This window comes from Vibrio sp. 2433-A1 (genome assembly GCF_056726085.1).
On the sequence record NZ_JBRESC010000009.1, the window covers coordinates 161,729 to 179,469 of the forward strand.

Consider the following 17,741-nt stretch of genomic DNA (forward strand, 5'->3'; position numbering starts at 1 on the left):
GCAATGGCTACAGATATAAAAAAGGAAAATAGTGACTATCTTCCTTTTTATTTATCTAAAGCGCGTTAGATAGCGGTCTTAGGGTCGAGAGGGCTGATATAACCATCCGGTTTAAGCGCCAAGACATCACAATTAATCTTATCGATAACATGCTCTGCAGTATTACCGATAAAGACTGCAGATAGTCCTGTTCGGCCGGTTGTACCGACGATTACCATCGCTGCATTTAGTTTTTCGGCAGCTTCAGGAATGACATCTTCAGGTAAACCTTGCTCTACAATTGTCTGCTCTTCATCGTAACCATGTTTCTGGCGTAGTGCTTTCATCGCTGTTAAGTGATGGCCGCGTACCGCATCAGTATAGGTAGTAGGATCAAACTCAGGCAGTTCAATCGTGATATTTGCTGGAGTAACTGGGTAGGCGTTGACTAAATAAGGCTTGGCATTAAGACGTTCAGTCAAGCTGTTTAGCTGCTCTACCATAGAATCATTAAGACCTAGGTGGGTATCGTTTTCAGAACCCACATGCACTGATGCGAGAATACTTGAGTTTTCTGGCCATTCTGCATTTTTGATCAGTAATACAGGGCAAGGACATTTGCGTAGCAAGTGCCAATCGGTAGGGGTGAAAATAACTGACTCTAAAACGTCGTGCTTACGCGTTCCTTTGATAACAATATCGTGACTGCCAGAAAAAACCTCAGCGATAATCGCTTCATAAGGTCTGTTGTGCCAGACAACTCGTACTTCAAATTCAACACCCTCTAGAACGTAATCTTTGGCGATTTTTTGCATCCATTGTTCACGTTGGTGAATAACACCTCGACGCATGGCATCTCTTTCGTCAGTCGATAGCATAGATGTCATATCGTAAGAGAAGTCGTAGATAGAGAGAAAGAATGTCACTCGACTAGGAGAACGGCTTTTAGAAGCAAGTTGCATAGCACGAGCCAACGCAGGCTGCTCATCTTTGTTGATATCTGCAACAACTAGAATTTTATTGTAGATGCTCATATTAAACTCCTTAAGGGCGAGGAGGGGTATATGATTAATGTAGCTTAGTTCGAAGGAGAGTTTTAGAAAAATATTGAGGAATTTGAAAGAATTATGATGTAGCTCATTATCGTAATGAATAGTGAGCTACATTATTGAAAGGTATTATGATTCTGTTGAAACGCCAGCGAGTTCCATCAGAGCGTCGTGATCTAAGATAGTGATGTATTTACCTTTAACGCTTAAGATTTCTGACTTTTGGAAGCGGCCAAGTAGGCGAGAAATCGTTTCAACGGTTAGTCCTAGGTAGTTACCAATATCACCACGAGTCATGGTTAAACGGAATTCACGAGGGCTAAATCCGCGTTGCGAGAAACGCGTTGAAAGGTTGTAAAGGAATGCCGCTAAACGCTCTTCGGCATTCTTTTTAGAAAGCAATAGAATCATTTCTTGGTCACCTTTAATTTCGTTACTCATCAGGCGCATGATTTGCTGACGCAGCTTAGGCATCTTACCAGACAAGTCATCAAGGGTTTCGTATGGAATTTCACACACCATTGATGTCTCTAGCGCTTGAGCGAAACTAGGGTGAAGGTCGCCAGTGATTGCATCAAAACCTACAAGATCACCTGCTAAGTGGAAGGCTGTGATTTGCTCATCACCTTGCTCAGTAATCGTATAGCTTTTGATCGTGCCTGAACGAATTGCGTAAAGAGACTTTAGTTCGTCTCCCGCTTTGAACAGCTCTTGACCTTTTTGAATTGGCTTTTTGCGTTCAATGATTTGGTCAAGCTGATCGAGCTCTGATTCATTTAACGTAAATGGAATACAAAGTTGGCTAATACTACAATCTTGGCAATGAATCGCACAACCACCAGACTGAATGCGCTTTGTTGCAGGCTTTTCAGAAATCATAACAACCTTTCACTATTTGATATACATCAATATTTTAGCATTCATTATCTACAAAGGGTAGTGAAAAAAGGTGGGGAAAAACAGCAATCTATCAACTTATTGATAATAAAATTATTGCGCCATAGCCTGTGTATAGGCCATAAGTTAATAAAATTAGAGCGCCAAGGTTACGGAAAATTTGAGATTGTTGCAGTTTATGTAAATATGTAGCTCCGAAGCCCATCAGTAACATCGCAGGTAGTGTGCCTAGGCCAAATGAGAGCATAATTAGCGCTCCGTTCAATGCACTACCGGACACGGCCGACCACGTTAATGTAGAGTAAACCAAACCACAAGGCAGCCAACCCCATACGAAACCGAAAGGTATCGCGTGAATAGAGGATTTTAATGGCAGAAGAGATTTCCCTGCAGGCGCGATAAAGCGCCATAGTGTCTGACCCAGTTTCTCAACCACTAGTAACCCTTGCCACCATCGACCTATATAGCACGCCAACAACACCATAAACACTGCTGCTGCAAGCCTTAACCACGTTAGTGCATTGTTGAGGGAACTAACTTCGCTGATTGAAGCGACGGTGCCACCAACAATAGCACCAATAAAAGCGTAACTGAGTAGGCGGCCGGAATTGTAAAAAAGTGGAATCGTTTTAGATGGTTGTGATTGGCCGATGGTTAGCATGGAGGCAATACCTCCACACATTCCCATACAATGGCCAGCACCAATTAAACCGATTAAGAAAGCGCCAATCCAATCAGGGCTCATTTAGGGAGATTCTCTTTGCGCTCGTCTTCATCGAATAAGATATTGTGCCCTTGACGTTCAAGGTCTTCAAATTGTTCGCTTTTTACGGCCCACAAGAAGATTGCTACAGCAACACAAACCAACACTATAGCAATAGGGATCAGTATATAAAGGCTTTCCATCTATCTACCTTTTTCTTTAAGCAAACGAAGAGAGTTAGATATTACAATAATTGAGCTGGCAGACATACCGACTACCGCAAAATATGGTGCAACAAAACCCGCAACGGCCAAAGGAAGTATTAGCAAGTTGTAGCCAAGTGACCACGCCAAGTTCTCTTTAATGATTCGACGCGTTTGCTGAGCAAGCTCTCTCGCTTCAAGAATTCTATCAAGTCGATCGCCTAAAAGAACCATATCAGCTGAAGCTTTAGCGACGTCGGCACCACCACCCATTGCGACAGAAAGGTGTGCACCCGCAAGCGTCGGCGCATCATTGATTCCGTCACCAATCATCATGGTAATATCGCCTTTATCAGTACCCTTAAGGTAAGCCAATTTGTCTTGTGGTTTAGCTCCAGCAACAACATGTTCTATGCCAATTTGTGAAGCGACGATTTCGGCGTTTTCTTTGGTATCACCTGTAAGAAGCGTCACCTTGACACCTGATTGCTGGAACTTTTCAATAAACTCTTTCGTTTCAGATCGGATAGGGTCTCGGTAAACAAAGTTAGCGACGTGAACGCCGTCTACAGATAAGTAAACAGTATTCGCTTGAGCAGATTGGTTATCGCCTAATACATAACTTGCGCTACCGATTTTAACTTGCTTTGAATCTAGTGAACCGACGATACCGGAACCGATAACATTCTCTACATCATCGACTTTTACTGTGCGATCTAAGTAAGGCTTAAAAGCACGGGCAATAGGGTGGTTTGCGTGAGATTCTAGTGATGCAGCAATGGCCAAAACCTGTTGCTCAGAAAAATCACCAAACAGTTGAACTTGATCAATTTCAATATCGCCATGAGTCAGAGTCCCTGTCTTATCAACGATAAGGTGATTAACCTTACACAGGGTTTCGAAAACATGACTCTTACGCAGAAGAATACCTAGGTTCCCCATTCGAGAGGTAGCACATGTCAGCGCCGTTGGTGTCGCCAATGAAAGGGCACAAGGACACGTCGCGACCAGTACAGACAACATAATCCAAAACGCATCGTCTGGGCGACTTGAATGCCAGAAGAACCAGGTAGCAGCAGCAACAATAAGTATCACGGCGACGAAGTATCGAGCGACAACATCAGCGATTTCTGCGATTTTTGGTTTAGAAAGCTGCGCTTCATCTTGCAAGCGGACAATGTTTGAGATCATTGAGTCTGCTTTTGAAGAGGTTACCTCTAGTTCGAATGAATCTTCACCATTAAGAGTACCAGCAAAAACGTAATCATCGACTTGTTTTACTACCGGTAAAGATTCGCCCGTAAGCATCGATTCGTCAACATGAACGCGGCCTGACAGAATCTTGCCGTCAGCGGGAATATGCTCACCCGGTAGAACGCGGATTTGGTCACCAACTTTCAGCGTCTTAACCGGTACCTGATCACCGTTTAGCTTGTTAGCTATAGCAGGAATAAGCTTCAACAAATTGCCACTCGCGGCAGCGGCTTTACGACGCGCACGCATTTCTAAGAAACGACCAACTAGCAAGAAGAAAGCGAACATCGAGATCGATTCAAAGAATACTTCACCTTGCTCAGTCACTGTCGCCACTAGGCTTGCAAAATAAGCGAAGATCATTGCAATAGACACGGGCACATCCATACCCAATGTTCGACTGCGGAGACTACGCCATGCGTTGATATAAAAAGGCAGAGCAGAGTAAAGCATAACCGGGGTGGCGAAAATCAAGCTTACCCAGCGGAAATAGTTTTTAAATTCAGGCTCGAGGTCGCCAAACACCTCAAGGTAAAGCGCAACCGCAAGCATCATAACTTGCATGGTTGCAAGACCCGCAATACCCAATCGATATAGATATTGCTTCATTTGCTCGTGGTAGGCGGCTTCTTGTTTATCAGCTTCAAATGGCGCGGCCTTATAGCCGAGACGATGAATCGAAGCGAGCAGCTCACTTAAGCGAGTCTCGGTTTTGTCCCATGCGAGAAGGGCACGATTGGTGGTCGTATTGACGCGTATAGACAACACGCCCTTATTAGCTGCGACTTGTTTTTCAATCAACCATGCACAAGCGGCACATGAGACCCCCTCAAGTGACAGTGTCACTTCGGAGCGGTTTTCGCTATTCCGTACAAACTCAGCTTGGACATCATCATTGTCATAATGAATTAGGGCTTGTAGTTGCTCGGGGACAAGATCGGCTTTTTCAGCCGGGGCAGTTCGATATTGATAGTAAGAGACCAAACCGCTGTCAACGATAGTCTGAGCTACCGTCTCACAGCCTGGGCAACACATATCTCTAATGTCGCCCAAAATTTCCACTTTGAAATCCGTGTTGGCTGGTACATCTTCACCACAGTGATAACAGGATTTACACATAGACGTTTCTTAATTGGATAGTTGTACTGCTGAAGAAGTTGGGAACTCAACGCGACCTTGGATTAACCATTTTTCGTCATGTGGAGTCAGTTCAATAAACCATGGACCCTGAAGCTCGTTATCAAGCTTGAATCGGTAAGTACCGCGAGCATCAGATGTAATGAGTCTAGAGAAGTCATGATCAGGGAGAGTACGGTGAGCAAACATAGCGGTGATCGCAGGATAGTGATCTAGCTGGCCTCTATTAAATTGAATCACTACAGTGTCGCCTTCAGCGCGAATACTAGCATCAAGACCTAGTTCTTTAGCAACGTTGATTCTCGATATGTCGACGTTGATCCCTTTACCTTTTTTATAGTAATCCTCAGTCACCAGATAAACTGAGTGGCTTGTAAGTATCGCGACTCGAACCAAAGTTAATATAGAGACCCCGACCGTTAGGGAGAGTATAAACCACGGCCAAAACTGCTTATACCAAGGCTTTTCCATCATAGTTCTCGATAAAAATTTGAAATAAATTAGGGCTTTAACTGTAAAGGAAAGACAGCCCCATTACCATCTATAGAGAGTAAGGGGCTGTTATTGAAATGTAACTTATTGTTCCGAGTTGCTTAGGCTCCAAACATAAGCAGAAACAAGCTGAACTTTGTCTTCACCTAGAATATCTTTCCAAGCTGGCATTACGCCTGAACGACCGTTCATTACTGTTTCAGTTACATCAGCACGTGAACCACCAAATAGCCAGTCTTGGTCAGTTAGGTCAGGTGCACCCACTGCTGGGTTACCTTTACCATCTGTACCGTGACACGCTGCACACACAACGAAACGAGCTTTACCAGCCTCAGCTTCTTTAGCGTTAACAGAACGACCAGATAGGCTTAGCGTGTAGCTCACAACTTCTTTCACTCCTTGCTCACCTAGTGCATCTTTCCAGGCTGGCATTTGACCGATTCGGCCCTGCATTACCGTTGTAACGATAGCTTCTGGTTCACCGCCGTATAGCCAAGCGTCATCAGTCAGGTTAGGGAAGCCTTTCAAACCACGAGCATCAGAACCGTGACACTGAGAACAGTTCTGTAGGAACAAACGTTGACCAACTTTTACTGCTTCGTTATCCGCAGCAATTTCAGGGATAGGGCGCAGTTCAGTTGAGCCATCTACGTATGCAAGCTTTTTGAATGCTTCACCAAAGTAGGTGTCTGCATCGTCAAGCTCTTTAGCGTATTGAACCAGCTGCTTGTTTTGTTGAGAGGCCGCAATTGACGCTTTTGATTCTTCAATCGAACGAACGGTTTGGTCAGAACTCTGCCAACCTAGAACGCCCTTAAAGTTACCTAGGCCTGGGTAAAGCGTTAGGTAAATCGCAGCGAAGATAAACGTACCAACAAATAGGTAAGTCCACCATTTCGGTAGCGGGTTGTTAAGCTCACGAATACCATCGTATTCGTGGCCCATGTCTGCACCTTCCTCGACGCCCATCTTATCCTTAAGGCACCAATAAAGGATCACAGCACAGCCAACTAACGTACCGACTGTAATGATGATTATCCAAAGACTCCAAAATGTAGTCATTGCTTAGTCACTCCTTGTTCTTTTGAAGGTGCTTGCTCTTCATCAGCGAATACAAGGTTTGCGGCTTCGTCGAAACGAGACTTACGGTTCTTACCATAAGCCCACCAAACAACGCCTATAAAGCTTACGAAAAGCACTATGGTCCAAATACTGTGAATAGTACCGATATCCATAATCACCCCTTATTATTTCATTGCGTGACCAAGAGACTGAAGGTAAGCGATGATGGCATCCATCTCAGTTTTACCTTCTACATCTTTAGACGCGTTTGCAATTTGCTCATCAGTGTATGGAACACCAAACTGATCACGGAAGATAGTTAGCTTCTTCTGAGTATCCTTACCATCAAGAACGTTCTCTTCAAGCCATGGGAAACCTGGCATGTTTGACTCAGGAACCAACTCACGTGGGTCAATTAGGTGAACGCGGTGCCACTCATCAGAGTAACGACCACCAACGCGTGCTAGGTCAGGACCTGTACGCTTAGAGCCCCAAAGGAATGGGTGCTCATATACACTTTCACCAGCAACAGAGTAGTGACCGTAACGCTCTGTTTCAGAACGGAATGGACGAATCATCTGGCTGTGACATACATTACAACCTTCACGGATGTATACGTCACGACCTTCCATTTCGAGGGCTGTATAAGGACGTAAGTTCTCAACAGGCTCTGTTGTTTGTTTTTGGAAAATCAGAGGAGTGATCTCTACAAGAGCCCCCAAACTGATTGCAAAAACGATAAGAATCGCTAGTAAACCGACATTGCGTTCAACAATTTCGTGGCGATTGTTAGAATTTGAACTCATTCTTAAATCTCCTTATGCCGGTTGTGGGATAGCTTTTAGGCTATCTTTTGGCGCACTTACTGTCTTGTACGTGTTGTATGCCATTAGGAACATACCTGCTAGGAAGATGAAACCACCTATGAAACGTACGAAGTAGAATGGGTAAGACGCTTGTACAGATTCAACGAAACTGTAAGTCAATGTACCGTCAGAGTTAACTGCACGCCACATTAGGCCCTGCATAACACCAGAGATCCACATAGCAACGATGTACAGAACTGTACCGATAGTTGCTAGCCAGAAGTGCGTGTTAACCATGCTTACAGAGTACATACGCTCTTGGCCAAATAGCTTAGGAACAAGGTGGTATACCGAACCGATTGATACCATTGCAACCCAACCTAAAGCGCCAGAGTGAACGTGACCGATTGTCCAGTCAGTGTAGTGAGACAGTGCGTTAACTGTCTTAATAGACATCATAGGACCTTCGAAAGTGGACATACCGTAGAACGATAAAGACACGATTAGGAAACGAAGAATTGGGTCATAACGTAGTTTGTGCCAAGCACCTGATAACGTCATGATACCGTTAATCATCCCCCCCCAAGAAGGAGCAAATAGTACCAGTGACATAACCATACCTAGTGACTGCGTCCAATCTGGAAGAGCAGTGTAGTGTAGGTGGTGTGGGCCAGCCCAAATGTATAGAGAGATAAGTGCCCAGAAGTGAACGATAGACAAACGGTATGAATAAACGGGACGTTCAGCTTGCTTAGGGACAAAGTAGTACATCATACCTAGGAAACCAGCTGTCAGTAGGAAACCTACCGCATTGTGTCCGTACCACCACTGAACCATTGCGTCTACTGCACCAGAATAAATCGAGTATGATTTACCCATAGATACAGGGATCGCCATGCTGTTTACGATGTGTAATACCGCAACAGTGATAATAAAGGCACCGAAGAACCAGTTTGCTACATAGATGTGTGAGGTTCTACGAGTGATCAATGTTCCAAAGAACACAATCGCGTAAGAAACCCAGACAACTGCGATGGCAATGTCGATTGGCCACTCTAGTTCCGCGTATTCCTTACCCGAGGTAAAACCAAGTGGTAGGGTGATTGCGGCGGCTAGGATAATGGCTTGCCAACCCCAGAAGGTAAAGGCGACAAGAGGGCCACCAAATAAACGTTGCTGACAGGTACGCTGAACAACGTAATAAGACGTTGCGAATAGGGCACTTGTACCGAACGCGAAAATAACCGCATTAGTATGCAGAGGACGTAAGCGACTATACGTCAACCACGGCGTATCAAAGTTTAGCTGTGGCCAAACTAATTGAGCGGCAATCAAAACACCAACAGCCATACCGACAATACCCCAGAGAATGGTCACTAAGGTAAACTGACGAACGACGGTATAGTTGTAGTTTTGTTCAAGCTGCTTTTCTTGGCTCATTTGCATGCTTCCAATTTCTAATTAACTACACTTTACTTCCAACACGACACATGTCGTAATGCCACCCAAACCATAAAGAAAGATAAACTGAAACAGTCAGTTAATTATTCTTGCCGATTTTAATAAAAAGTGGCATTTTCAGCCGCCAACTATACTGCATTTAACAATTCAATGACAGAGTAGTAACCTTACAGTCGGTCTGGTTTTGGCCTTTTATTTTAAAACTTTGAAGTTTGTTACACGGAGAACACCGCAGAATGGCTGCCGAAAAACTTACACGAGGGCGTTTTGTTCAAATAATCATCATGTTAACCCTACTTATAGGCGTGTTTATTTGGCGTACGATCACATTTGATGAGTCCAAATCTGTAGAGTGTCAGTTGAAACCAAATTGTACTTTTACTGTTAAAAGTACTCAATTCTATGCGCAAAAAGTAAAAAATAAGATAGTGTTAGTAAAACCATCAAATAATTGGGTGATACAACCCAAGAGTAGTAACGCAACTATTCTCGAAAAGGACGACTCATGGGAAATTTATCCAAATGGCGACTCTACGTTCGAAATCGAACTGTCGGATTTAGAACAAATAAACCTAACAGGTGTTAAATTTAAAATCTAATCAATAGATTACCAAACATATGGATCTAGTGACGCTGTCAGTCAATTTATAACCAAAGAGTTAAATTTAATCAGGCGATGGCACAACACCATCGTCATCTTCGCCTCTAATAGCCTCGTCATTTGAAACATAGCGAAAACTGGAATGGCGAACTGCTAATTGATTGATTAAATGCAAGAATAAGAAGGTAATGTCAGTAATATTCCAACTCAAGTGAAATGTTACCTCTAAAACAAGAAATACTAACTTAACTTAGAGAAACGTGAACATTTCACGTAGGACTCAGTCGCTAATAATCAGTATTAGAATCGTAAGATTATAAATACTGATTATTAGGAAGTATCATTATGTTGAGTGGTTTTTCGTCAGTATCATTGCGCTAGCACTGACGAACTGAGCCGTAGAAAAATGTGGGCGAGTGCCTTGCTCATTGTCGAAGCTCGCTTCGTACATGCTAGGAGCGAGAATCATTTTTAAGGTGAAAGCCCGTAACATAATGTGCCTAATACGCATTCTCCTACAGTCCAACCGCTCGCCACAGTGTCGAGTAAGCGAAGCGTTCGAGACCGAGGAAGCGGAATTTCTCCCAATCCTAAACCATGCCACGGTCACACCACTGTTTAGATTTTGACCTCGAAGAGGTTCGGGTTCCTGTTACACCCGAACTAACTCCTGAATTTAGGAGTATTACACCATCTCCTCGTTCTTTCCTTTTATTGGTGTCATCCCTAATATTTTATTATCTTCTCTATCGATCAATTTCTGCATGCTTACAGCCATGCAATATTTGTCGATCACATCGATTAACGTTGTCTTTTCTTTATCTGATAACGATAGGGTTCTTTCCAGAACCATCTCCATAAGACCATCTAAATTTGTCTCTGAAACGTCATTAAGTAAAGAGTTTGGCGTGCAACCTAATGCGTTTATCAATCCATAAATTGTACTCAATTTAGGATCTACTTCATTCCTTTCTATTTTTGATATTTGACCGACTCGAATATTACTCAAATCTGCCAATTCACCTTGAGTTAAGTTTTTATCTCTTCTCAAGCGCTTCAAATTATCGCCTAGAGCCACAATATTTTCCTCAAAATCATGTTGCAACATGAATTATAACCCCCTATATTAGTCCTTGAACTTAAAACTAATCCTAGAGGATTAGTAAAAAACATTCTATAGCACTATTGACAGGTTTTTTGTGACTTTCTTTATTGACCAACTTTTCATGCAACAAGACTATCCCGACGGTGGGCTTCCATTCGTTGGGACGCATGTTATTGAGCGCGTCGATATGGAAACAGGGGAAAAGCTACCTCCTAACGTGAATCAGAAAATACTTGAAGGATCATACAGCACCAAATTGACCATACGTTGTAACGGAAATCGAGTCAGAGTCGAGGGCAACCCTTCACGTTGGCAGCGTATGGATAATCTTTTTGGCTTGAATACGATTGACGAATGCGTCGATGTTTATAATCACGTTCTTGCCAAGTACGATTTACCGCCATTCACTAAAAACACCAAACTCAAACACCGCCAAACGCCTGATGGTAAATCATCATCTCTTATCGGTAATGGCGCAGAGATTACCCTCATCGATTGGACTCGTAATCACATGGTCGGGAAGGGACATGAAGCTTCTTTCATTCGCGGTATGTCCTCGATGCAAATTGGTCGCGGTCGAGAGCCCAAACTTTACCCTAACGGTATGACTTGTAACTGGGGTGAAGCTTCAGAATGGATGATGACAAAACTTTACTGCAAAGCATTTGAACTCAATAAACACCTAAAGAAAAGCAAACGCAAAAAGAACGGTGCAACCGAAGAACAACTCAATTATATCAATAAGTTAATTACATACTGTGAAGAGCAGGGCGTAGTGCGAGAAGAGCACAGCTTAAGACAGAAATTACTAAAACGTCACAACTTACAATTTTATGGCTTGGTTACTGAACAAGACTTTCACGCACATTTAAAAGATATCGAGAACGCCATGAACACACTACACGCAACGCATGACGAACATCAATCAATCGCACATCAACTACTAGATGCAGGTGCAGTCGACACCTTGAGAAAAGCCAATGTCACGATGAGTTATTTCTCTCTTTGGCAACATGGCACAGATTTGCGAGACGTTCTATCTGACTCTAATTTTTACGTCCACAAGGGTCGATTAAAGCAAATTGGTATCGATATTTCCCGACCATTCGACGTATCTCGCATGTGTCCAACACTTAAGCGTTCAGAGGTTATTGAAATAAAACCTCTGTCAGTTCCTGACTGGTATCAACTTCCTCAAGTTGCCCAGTCCAACGTTTTGCCCTTTAGGGCGGTAGCGTGACTCTTTGTGTGGTCTCTGCGCGCAGCGCGGGGGCCACATATGGAGTTACGCCTAGCAATAATTCAATCCGTTATTTGGCTAAATTGAGGTTCTAACATGTTAAAAATTGAAGTATTTCCAGAAGATGAGCGCATTTCTACACGTGTAATTCAAGGCAAGGATGGTAAGCCACCACGCAATATTTATGAACAAACTGCTTACGCTTACCTGGGCGGTAAATTCCCTGTCGAAATGAAACTGTCACTTGAAGAAGGTCAACCCCCATATGCTACCGGAACTTATACAGTCCATAGCTCTAGCTACCTTGTTAATAACTTCGGTGGTCTTGAATTAAAACGCTACGGCTTACTAATCGAACCCTTAGAAGCACCAGAATTATAAAAATCGCTTGGCTCTTGCTCCTCTTTCGTTTGTCCTTTGGGGCTTGAGCCAAGCTCCTTATAAGTCAAAGGGGCGGTGTTCTCCTTGAAATTTCACCGCGCCTTTTTTCACAAGGACGCGTCAATGGCTATTCAAATTTTCGATTCAAACCAAACAGTTTCCTTATCCACATTTTCCCCAATGCGTTTGTTGCAACTTTCAAGGCCAACCACTAAGTGCAAATTTGTTCGTCAGGGAGACACCATACATTTGCTTGTTTTTATGAATGATTTTTCTGACGTTCCATTTCTTCGCATTTCCGCTGATTCACTTTATCGAGCTGCGCGTTCTTTTATGAGTATTGACCATGAGCAATCGTAGAGAATCAGCTTCGTATCGATATTGGACGGATGAAGAGGTCAATCATTTAGCTCAACTGAGCAAAACACATACCTCTATTGAATGCGCCCAAGCTCTTGGTCGCTCGTTAAAGTCAGTAAAACAAGCTGCTTTAGTCAGGGGTTTTTCCTTCCGGAAAAACCCACGCAAAGCCTATTCAACATCAGACGACGACTTTATTCGTAAGAGTGTAGGGAACATCACTTTGTCAGATATTGCTAACCATTTGGGTCGCTCTCTAGAGTCTGTTAAGTGCAGGGTTCGTCGCCTTGGTCTTGTTGGCCGCTATCGCCAAATTCGCCCCATAAAATACAGTGATGATGACGTTGAACTTTGTCGCCAACTTTCCGATGCTGGACTCACGCCTCCAGAGATTTCCGACAAGATGGAAATACCCCAAGACACGGTTAGGTCATACATTAATTTCAATTCAAGACTGGAAGGTCTGCCGGATTACATTTACGACATATCAGAAATAAGGTGAACATATGGAAGAGCAAGAGAAGCGATTTTGTGTCTGTGGTGACTGCGGAATGATTGTCCCGTTTACCGCAGAGCTCCATAACGAAGATGAGTTTTGTCAATGTGGCGGTCAAATGTGCGGTTGCGACTTTTGCAACCATGAATACGCTAGCCACTTATCACCAAAGCTAATATCTCGACTCTAGACACAGGTCACTGGTGACAAATACAGGGAAGAAGTGTAATTCTTCCCGCAATCCTTAGCCCAGATAATTACATTTATCTGGGCTTTTTGATTTCTGTTACAGCATTCAACTAATAGTCAGATTTCCGATTTCTACGAAATCAGAAAAATGAGTATTAGGGGGTTCGTCGCCTTGGTCTTGTTGGCCGCTATCGCCAAATTCGCCCCATAAAATACAGTGATGATGACGTTGAACTTTGTCGCCAACTTTCCGATGCTGGACTCACGCCTCCAGAGATTTCCGACAAGATGGAAATACCCCAAGACACGGTTAGGTCATACATTAATTTCAATTCAAGACTGGAAGGTCTGCCGGATTACATTTACGACATATCAGAAATAAGGTGAACATATGGAAGAGCAAGAGAAGCGATTTTGTGTCTGTGGTGACTGCGGAATGATTGTCCCGTTTACCGCAGAGCTCCATAACGAAGATGAGTTTTGTCAATGTGGCGGTCAAATGTGCGGTTGCGACTTTTGCAACCATGAATACGCTAGCCACTTATCACCAAAGCTAATATCTCGACTCTAGACACAGGTCACTGGTGACAAATACAGGGAAGAAGTGTAATTCTTCCCGCAATCCTTAGCCCAGATAATTACATTTATCTGGGCTTTTTGATTTCTGTTACAGCATTCAACTAATAGTCAGATTTCCGATTTCTACGAAATCAGAAAAATGAGTATTAGGAAGTATCATTATGTTGAGTGGTTTTTCGTCAGTATCATTGCGCTAGCACTGACGAACTGAGCCGTAGAAAAATGTGGGCGAGTGCCTTGCTCATTGTCGAAGCTCGCTTCGTACATGCTAGGAGCGAGAATCATTTTTAAGGTGAAAGCCCGTAACATAATGTGCCTAATACGCATTCTCCTACAGTCCAACCGCTCGCCACAGTGTCGAGTAAGCGAAGCGTTCGAGACCGAGGAAGCGGAATTTCTCCCAATCCTAAACCATGCCACGGTCACACCACTGTTTAGATTTTGACCTCGAAGAGGTTCGGGTTCCTGTTACACCCGAACTAACTCCTGAATTTAGGAGTATTACACCATCTCCTCGTTCTTTCCTTTTATTGGTGTCATCCCTAATATTTTATTATCTTCTCTATCGATCAATTTCTGCATGCTTACAGCCATGCAATATTTGTCGATCACATCGATTAACGTTGTCTTTTCTTTATCTGATAACGATAGGGTTCTTTCCAGAACCATCTCCATAAGACCATCTAAATTTGTCTCTGAAACGTCATTAAGTAAAGAGTTTGGCGTGCAACCTAATGCGTTTATCAATCCATAAATTGTACTCAATTTAGGATCTACTTCATTCCTTTCTATTTTTGATATTTGACCGACTCGAATATTACTCAAATCTGCCAATTCACCTTGAGTTAAGTTTTTATCTCTTCTCAAGCGCTTCAAATTATCGCCTAGAGCCACAATATTTTCCTCAAAATCATGTTGCAACATGAATTATAACCCCCTATATTAGTCCTTGAACTTAAAACTAATCCTAGAGGATTAGTAAAAAACATTCTATAGCACTATTGACAGGTTTTTTGTGACTTTCTTTATTGACCAACTTTTCATGCAACAAGACTATCCCGACGGTGGGCTTCCATTCGTTGGGACGCATGTTATTGAGCGCGTCGATATGGAAACAGGGGAAAAGCTACCTCCTAACGTGAATCAGAAAATACTTGAAGGATCATACAGCACCAAATTGACCATACGTTGTAACGGAAATCGAGTCAGAGTCGAGGGCAACCCTTCACGTTGGCAGCGTATGGATAATCTTTTTGGCTTGAATACGATTGACGAATGCGTCGATGTTTATAATCACGTTCTTGCCAAGTACGATTTACCGCCATTCACTAAAAACACCAAACTCAAACACCGCCAAACGCCTGATGGTAAATCATCATCTCTTATCGGTAATGGCGCAGAGATTACCCTCATCGATTGGACTCGTAATCACATGGTCGGGAAGGGACATGAAGCTTCTTTCATTCGCGGTATGTCCTCGATGCAAATTGGTCGCGGTCGAGAGCCCAAACTTTACCCTAACGGTATGACTTGTAACTGGGGTGAAGCTTCAGAATGGATGATGACAAAACTTTACTGCAAAGCATTTGAACTCAATAAACACCTAAAGAAAAGCAAACGCAAAAAGAACGGTGCAACCGAAGAACAACTCAATTATATCAATAAGTTAATTACATACTGTGAAGAGCAGGGCGTAGTGCGAGAAGAGCACAGCTTAAGACAGAAATTACTAAAACGTCACAACTTACAATTTTATGGCTTGGTTACTGAACAAGACTTTCACGCACATTTAAAAGATATCGAGAACGCCATGAACACACTACACGCAACGCATGACGAACATCAATCAATCGCACATCAACTACTAGATGCAGGTGCAGTCGACACCTTGAGAAAAGCCAATGTCACGATGAGTTATTTCTCTCTTTGGCAACATGGCACAGATTTGCGAGACGTTCTATCTGACTCTAATTTTTACGTCCACAAGGGTCGATTAAAGCAAATTGGTATCGATATTTCCCGACCATTCGACGTATCTCGCATGTGTCCAACACTTAAGCGTTCAGAGGTTATTGAAATAAAACCTCTGTCAGTTCCTGACTGGTATCAACTTCCTCAAGTTGCCCAGTCCAACGTTTTGCCCTTTAGGGCGGTAGCGTGACTCTTTGTGTGGTCTCTGCGCGCAGCGCGGGGGCCACATATGGAGTTACGCCTAGCAATAATTCAATCCGTTATTTGGCTAAATTGAGGTTCTAACATGTTAAAAATTGAAGTATTTCCAGAAGATGAGCGCATTTCTACACGTGTAATTCAAGGCAAGGATGGTAAGCCACCACGCAATATTTATGAACAAACTGCTTACGCTTACCTGGGCGGTAAATTCCCTGTCGAAATGAAACTGTCACTTGAAGAAGGTCAACCCCCATATGCTACCGGAACTTATACAGTCCATAGCTCTAGCTACCTTGTTAATAACTTCGGTGGTCTTGAATTAAAACGCTACGGCTTACTAATCGAACCCTTAGAAGCACCAGAATTATAAAAATCGCTTGGCTCTTGCTCCTCTTTCGTTTGTCCTTTGGGGCTTGAGCCAAGCTCCTTATAAGTCAAAGGGGCGGTGTTCTCCTTGAAATTTCACCGCGCCTTTTTTCACAAGGACGCGTCAATGGCTATTCAAATTTTCGATTCAAACCAAACAGTTTCCTTATCCACATTTTCCCCAATGCGTTTGTTGCAACTTTCAAGGCCAACCACTAAGTGCAAATTTGTTCGTCAGGGAGACACCATACATTTGCTTGTTTTTATGAATGATTTTTCTGACGTTCCATTTCTTCGCATTTCCGCTGATTCACTTTATCGAGCTGCGCGTTCTTTTATGAGTATTGACCATGAGCAATCGTAGAGAATCAGCTTCGTATCGATATTGGACGGATGAAGAGGTCAATCATTTAGCTCAACTGAGCAAAACACATACCTCTATTGAATGCGCCCAAGCTCTTGGTCGCTCGTTAAAGTCAGTAAAACAAGCTGCTTTAGTCAGGGGTTTTTCCTTCCGGAAAAACCCACGCAAAGCCTATTCAACATCAGACGACGACTTTATTCGTAAGAGTGTAGGGAACATCACTTTGTCAGATATTGCTAACCATTTGGGTCGCTCTCTAGAGTCTGTTAAGTGCAGGGTTCGTCGCCTTGGTCTTGTTGGCCGCTATCGCCAAATTCGCCCCATAAAATACAGTGATGATGACGTTGAACTTTGTCGCCAACTTTCCGATGCTGGACTCACGCCTCCAGAGATTTCCGACAAGATGGAAATACCCCAAGACACGGTTAGGTCATACATTAATTTCAATTCAAGACTGGAAGGTCTGCCGGATTACATTTACGACATATCAGAAATAAGGTGAACATATGGAAGAGCAAGAGAAGCGATTTTGTGTCTGTGGTGACTGCGGAATGATTGTCCCGTTTACCGCAGAGCTCCATAACGAAGATGAGTTTTGTCAATGTGGCGGTCAAATGTGCGGTTGCGACTTTTGCAACCATGAATACGCTAGCCACTTATCACCAAAGCTAATATCTCGACTCTAGACACAGGTCACTGGTGACAAATACAGGGAAGAAGTGTAATTCTTCCCGCAATCCTTAGCCCAGATAATTACATTTATCTGGGCTTTTTGATTTCTGTTACAGCATTCAACTAATAGTCAGATTTCCGATTTCTACGAAATCAGAAAAATGAGTATTAGG

The 17,741-nt window shown here is 43.1% G+C and carries 24 protein-coding genes; 12 read left to right on the forward strand and 12 right to left on the reverse strand.

What is annotated here, in order from left to right; all coding sequences use genetic code 11:
* Positions 1–65 precede the first annotated feature (65 nt).
* From uspE to ccoN, 10 genes are all read right to left on the reverse strand, one after another.
* Positions 66–1,013: a universal stress protein UspE gene (uspE, locus tag ACU01J_RS11415; protein WP_481085826.1), complete on the reverse strand. Its 948-nt coding sequence runs from the start codon at positions 1,011–1,013 to the stop codon at positions 66–68.
* 144 nt (positions 1,014–1,157) lie between these two features.
* Positions 1,158–1,907 (reverse strand): FNR family transcription factor, encoded by a 750-nt coding sequence (locus ACU01J_RS11420; protein WP_049844079.1) that lies wholly within the window; start codon positions 1,905–1,907, stop codon positions 1,158–1,160.
* 91 nt (positions 1,908–1,998) lie between these two features.
* Positions 1,999–2,670 carry a sulfite exporter TauE/SafE family protein gene (locus ACU01J_RS11425; protein WP_481085827.1) on the reverse strand — a complete coding sequence of 224 codons (672 nt, stop codon included), beginning with the start codon at positions 2,668–2,670 and terminating at the stop codon, positions 1,999–2,001.
* Positions 2,667–2,831 (reverse strand): cbb3-type cytochrome oxidase assembly protein CcoS, encoded by a 165-nt coding sequence (ccoS, locus tag ACU01J_RS11430; protein WP_481085828.1) that lies wholly within the window; start codon positions 2,829–2,831, stop codon positions 2,667–2,669. The genes ACU01J_RS11425 and ccoS overlap by 4 nt, the downstream gene beginning before the upstream one ends.
* Entirely contained in the window at positions 2,832–5,204 is a 2,373-nt protein-coding gene (locus ACU01J_RS11435) for a heavy metal translocating P-type ATPase (RefSeq protein WP_481085829.1), read from the reverse strand.
* 9 nt (positions 5,205–5,213) lie between these two features.
* Complete coding sequence (locus ACU01J_RS11440) at positions 5,214–5,693, reverse strand: FixH family protein (protein WP_481085846.1); 480 nt, start codon at positions 5,691–5,693, stop codon at positions 5,214–5,216.
* A 105-nt stretch (positions 5,694–5,798) separates the two neighbouring features.
* A complete protein-coding gene (gene ccoP, locus ACU01J_RS11445) occupies positions 5,799–6,776 on the reverse strand; it encodes a cytochrome-c oxidase, cbb3-type subunit III (protein ID WP_481085830.1) in 978 nt (325 codons plus the stop codon).
* The gene (locus ACU01J_RS11450; RefSeq protein ID WP_481085831.1) at positions 6,773–6,949 is read right to left on the reverse strand and encodes a cbb3-type cytochrome oxidase subunit 3; all 177 of its coding nucleotides are present in this window, start codon (positions 6,947–6,949) and stop codon (positions 6,773–6,775) included. The genes ccoP and ACU01J_RS11450 overlap by 4 nt, the downstream gene beginning before the upstream one ends.
* A 12-nt stretch (positions 6,950–6,961) precedes the next feature.
* On the reverse strand, positions 6,962–7,582 hold the full coding sequence (gene ccoO, locus ACU01J_RS11455; RefSeq protein ID WP_006878897.1) for a cytochrome-c oxidase, cbb3-type subunit II: 621 nt from the start codon (positions 7,580–7,582) through the stop codon (positions 6,962–6,964).
* A gap of 12 nt (positions 7,583–7,594) precedes the next feature.
* On the reverse strand, positions 7,595–9,022 hold the full coding sequence (gene ccoN, locus ACU01J_RS11460) for a cytochrome-c oxidase, cbb3-type subunit I (protein ID WP_481085832.1): 1,428 nt from the start codon (positions 9,020–9,022) through the stop codon (positions 7,595–7,597).
* Between the two features lie 257 nt (positions 9,023–9,279).
* Here ccoN and ACU01J_RS11465 point away from each other — a divergent pair, with 257 nt between their 5' ends.
* Positions 9,280–9,642 (forward strand): hypothetical protein, encoded by a 363-nt coding sequence (locus ACU01J_RS11465; protein WP_481085833.1) that lies wholly within the window; start codon positions 9,280–9,282, stop codon positions 9,640–9,642.
* Between the two features lie 687 nt (positions 9,643–10,329).
* Here the strand turns inward: ACU01J_RS11465 and ACU01J_RS11470 are convergent.
* Complete coding sequence (locus ACU01J_RS11470) at positions 10,330–10,752, reverse strand: helix-turn-helix domain-containing protein (protein ID WP_481085834.1); 423 nt, start codon at positions 10,750–10,752, stop codon at positions 10,330–10,332.
* 118 nt (positions 10,753–10,870) lie between these two features.
* Here ACU01J_RS11470 and ACU01J_RS11475 point away from each other — a divergent pair, with 118 nt between their 5' ends.
* The 6 genes from ACU01J_RS11475 to ACU01J_RS11500 all read left to right on the forward strand — a co-directional run bounded on the left by ACU01J_RS11475 (position 10,871) and on the right by ACU01J_RS11500 (position 13,986).
* On the forward strand, positions 10,871–11,989 hold the full coding sequence (locus tag ACU01J_RS11475; RefSeq protein WP_481085835.1) for a phage/plasmid replication protein, II/X family: 1,119 nt from the start codon (positions 10,871–10,873) through the stop codon (positions 11,987–11,989).
* 96 nt (positions 11,990–12,085) lie between these two features.
* Positions 12,086–12,370, forward strand: a complete 285-nt coding sequence (locus ACU01J_RS11480; protein WP_481085836.1) for a single-stranded DNA-binding protein — start codon at positions 12,086–12,088, stop codon at positions 12,368–12,370.
* A gap of 123 nt (positions 12,371–12,493) precedes the next feature.
* Positions 12,494–12,730: a hypothetical protein gene (locus ACU01J_RS11485; RefSeq protein ID WP_481085837.1), complete on the forward strand. Its 237-nt coding sequence runs from the start codon at positions 12,494–12,496 to the stop codon at positions 12,728–12,730.
* Entirely contained in the window at positions 12,717–13,232 is a 516-nt protein-coding gene (locus ACU01J_RS11490; protein ID WP_481085838.1) for a hypothetical protein, read from the forward strand. The genes ACU01J_RS11485 and ACU01J_RS11490 overlap by 14 nt, the downstream gene beginning before the upstream one ends.
* A 4-nt stretch (positions 13,233–13,236) precedes the next feature.
* The gene (locus ACU01J_RS11495) at positions 13,237–13,416 is read left to right on the forward strand and encodes a hypothetical protein (RefSeq protein ID WP_481085839.1); all 180 of its coding nucleotides are present in this window, start codon (positions 13,237–13,239) and stop codon (positions 13,414–13,416) included.
* 390 nt (positions 13,417–13,806) lie between these two features.
* Entirely contained in the window at positions 13,807–13,986 is a 180-nt protein-coding gene (locus ACU01J_RS11500; protein ID WP_481085839.1) for a hypothetical protein, read from the forward strand.
* Positions 13,987–14,495: 509 nt separating this feature from the next.
* Here ACU01J_RS11500 and ACU01J_RS11505 read toward each other — a convergent pair.
* The gene (locus ACU01J_RS11505; protein WP_481085834.1) at positions 14,496–14,918 is read right to left on the reverse strand and encodes a helix-turn-helix domain-containing protein; all 423 of its coding nucleotides are present in this window, start codon (positions 14,916–14,918) and stop codon (positions 14,496–14,498) included.
* Between the two features lie 118 nt (positions 14,919–15,036).
* On the opposite strand from ACU01J_RS11505, the gene ACU01J_RS11510 reads away from it, so the two are divergent.
* From ACU01J_RS11510 to ACU01J_RS11530, 5 genes are all read left to right on the forward strand, one after another.
* A complete protein-coding gene (locus tag ACU01J_RS11510) occupies positions 15,037–16,155 on the forward strand; it encodes a phage/plasmid replication protein, II/X family (protein ID WP_481085835.1) in 1,119 nt (372 codons plus the stop codon).
* Positions 16,156–16,251: 96 nt separating this feature from the next.
* Positions 16,252–16,536: a single-stranded DNA-binding protein gene (locus ACU01J_RS11515; protein WP_481085836.1), complete on the forward strand. Its 285-nt coding sequence runs from the start codon at positions 16,252–16,254 to the stop codon at positions 16,534–16,536.
* Between the two features lie 123 nt (positions 16,537–16,659).
* The gene (locus ACU01J_RS11520; protein ID WP_481085837.1) at positions 16,660–16,896 is read left to right on the forward strand and encodes a hypothetical protein; all 237 of its coding nucleotides are present in this window, start codon (positions 16,660–16,662) and stop codon (positions 16,894–16,896) included.
* The gene (locus tag ACU01J_RS11525; protein ID WP_481085838.1) at positions 16,883–17,398 is read left to right on the forward strand and encodes a hypothetical protein; all 516 of its coding nucleotides are present in this window, start codon (positions 16,883–16,885) and stop codon (positions 17,396–17,398) included. The genes ACU01J_RS11520 and ACU01J_RS11525 overlap by 14 nt, the downstream gene beginning before the upstream one ends.
* 4 nt (positions 17,399–17,402) lie before the next feature.
* On the forward strand, positions 17,403–17,582 hold the full coding sequence (locus ACU01J_RS11530) for a hypothetical protein (RefSeq protein ID WP_481085839.1): 180 nt from the start codon (positions 17,403–17,405) through the stop codon (positions 17,580–17,582).
* The last annotated feature ends 159 nt before the right edge of the window (positions 17,583–17,741 follow it).

Bases quoted from the DNA above. Each gene is read 5' to 3' on its own strand.
- ACU01J_RS11475 (WP_481085835.1), top strand. From the start codon at position 10,871: ATGCAACAAGACTATCCCGACGGTGGGCTTCCATTCGTTGGGACGCAT.
- ACU01J_RS11420 (WP_049844079.1), bottom strand. From the start codon at position 1,907: ATGATTTCTGAAAAGCCTGCAACAAAGCGCATTCAGTCTGGTGGTTGT.
- ccoS (WP_481085828.1), bottom strand. From the start codon at position 2,831: ATGGAAAGCCTTTATATACTGATCCCTATTGCTATAGTGTTGGTTTGT.
- ACU01J_RS11435 (WP_481085829.1), bottom strand. From the start codon at position 5,204: ATGTGTAAATCCTGTTATCACTGTGGTGAAGATGTACCAGCCAACACG.
- ccoN (WP_481085832.1), bottom strand. From the start codon at position 9,022: ATGAGCCAAGAAAAGCAGCTTGAACAAAACTACAACTATACCGTCGTT.
- uspE (WP_481085826.1), bottom strand. From the start codon at position 1,013: ATGAGCATCTACAATAAAATTCTAGTTGTTGCAGATATCAACAAAGAT.
- ccoO (WP_006878897.1), bottom strand. From the start codon at position 7,582: ATGAGTTCAAATTCTAACAATCGCCACGAAATTGTTGAACGCAATGTC.
- ACU01J_RS11515 (WP_481085836.1), top strand. From the start codon at position 16,252: ATGTTAAAAATTGAAGTATTTCCAGAAGATGAGCGCATTTCTACACGT.
- ACU01J_RS11440 (WP_481085846.1), bottom strand. From the start codon at position 5,693: ATGGAAAAGCCTTGGTATAAGCAGTTTTGGCCGTGGTTTATACTCTCC.
- ACU01J_RS11485 (WP_481085837.1), top strand. From the start codon at position 12,494: ATGGCTATTCAAATTTTCGATTCAAACCAAACAGTTTCCTTATCCACA.
- ACU01J_RS11490 (WP_481085838.1), top strand. From the start codon at position 12,717: ATGAGCAATCGTAGAGAATCAGCTTCGTATCGATATTGGACGGATGAA.
- ACU01J_RS11510 (WP_481085835.1), top strand. From the start codon at position 15,037: ATGCAACAAGACTATCCCGACGGTGGGCTTCCATTCGTTGGGACGCAT.
- ccoP (WP_481085830.1), bottom strand. From the start codon at position 6,776: ATGACTACATTTTGGAGTCTTTGGATAATCATCATTACAGTCGGTACG.
- ACU01J_RS11520 (WP_481085837.1), top strand. From the start codon at position 16,660: ATGGCTATTCAAATTTTCGATTCAAACCAAACAGTTTCCTTATCCACA.
- ACU01J_RS11505 (WP_481085834.1), bottom strand. From the start codon at position 14,918: ATGTTGCAACATGATTTTGAGGAAAATATTGTGGCTCTAGGCGATAAT.
- ACU01J_RS11480 (WP_481085836.1), top strand. From the start codon at position 12,086: ATGTTAAAAATTGAAGTATTTCCAGAAGATGAGCGCATTTCTACACGT.
- ACU01J_RS11465 (WP_481085833.1), top strand. From the start codon at position 9,280: ATGGCTGCCGAAAAACTTACACGAGGGCGTTTTGTTCAAATAATCATC.
- ACU01J_RS11525 (WP_481085838.1), top strand. From the start codon at position 16,883: ATGAGCAATCGTAGAGAATCAGCTTCGTATCGATATTGGACGGATGAA.
- ACU01J_RS11450 (WP_481085831.1), bottom strand. From the start codon at position 6,949: ATGGATATCGGTACTATTCACAGTATTTGGACCATAGTGCTTTTCGTA.
- ACU01J_RS11470 (WP_481085834.1), bottom strand. From the start codon at position 10,752: ATGTTGCAACATGATTTTGAGGAAAATATTGTGGCTCTAGGCGATAAT.
- ACU01J_RS11500 (WP_481085839.1), top strand. From the start codon at position 13,807: ATGGAAGAGCAAGAGAAGCGATTTTGTGTCTGTGGTGACTGCGGAATG.
- ACU01J_RS11495 (WP_481085839.1), top strand. From the start codon at position 13,237: ATGGAAGAGCAAGAGAAGCGATTTTGTGTCTGTGGTGACTGCGGAATG.
- ACU01J_RS11530 (WP_481085839.1), top strand. From the start codon at position 17,403: ATGGAAGAGCAAGAGAAGCGATTTTGTGTCTGTGGTGACTGCGGAATG.
- ACU01J_RS11425 (WP_481085827.1), bottom strand. From the start codon at position 2,670: ATGAGCCCTGATTGGATTGGCGCTTTCTTAATCGGTTTAATTGGTGCT.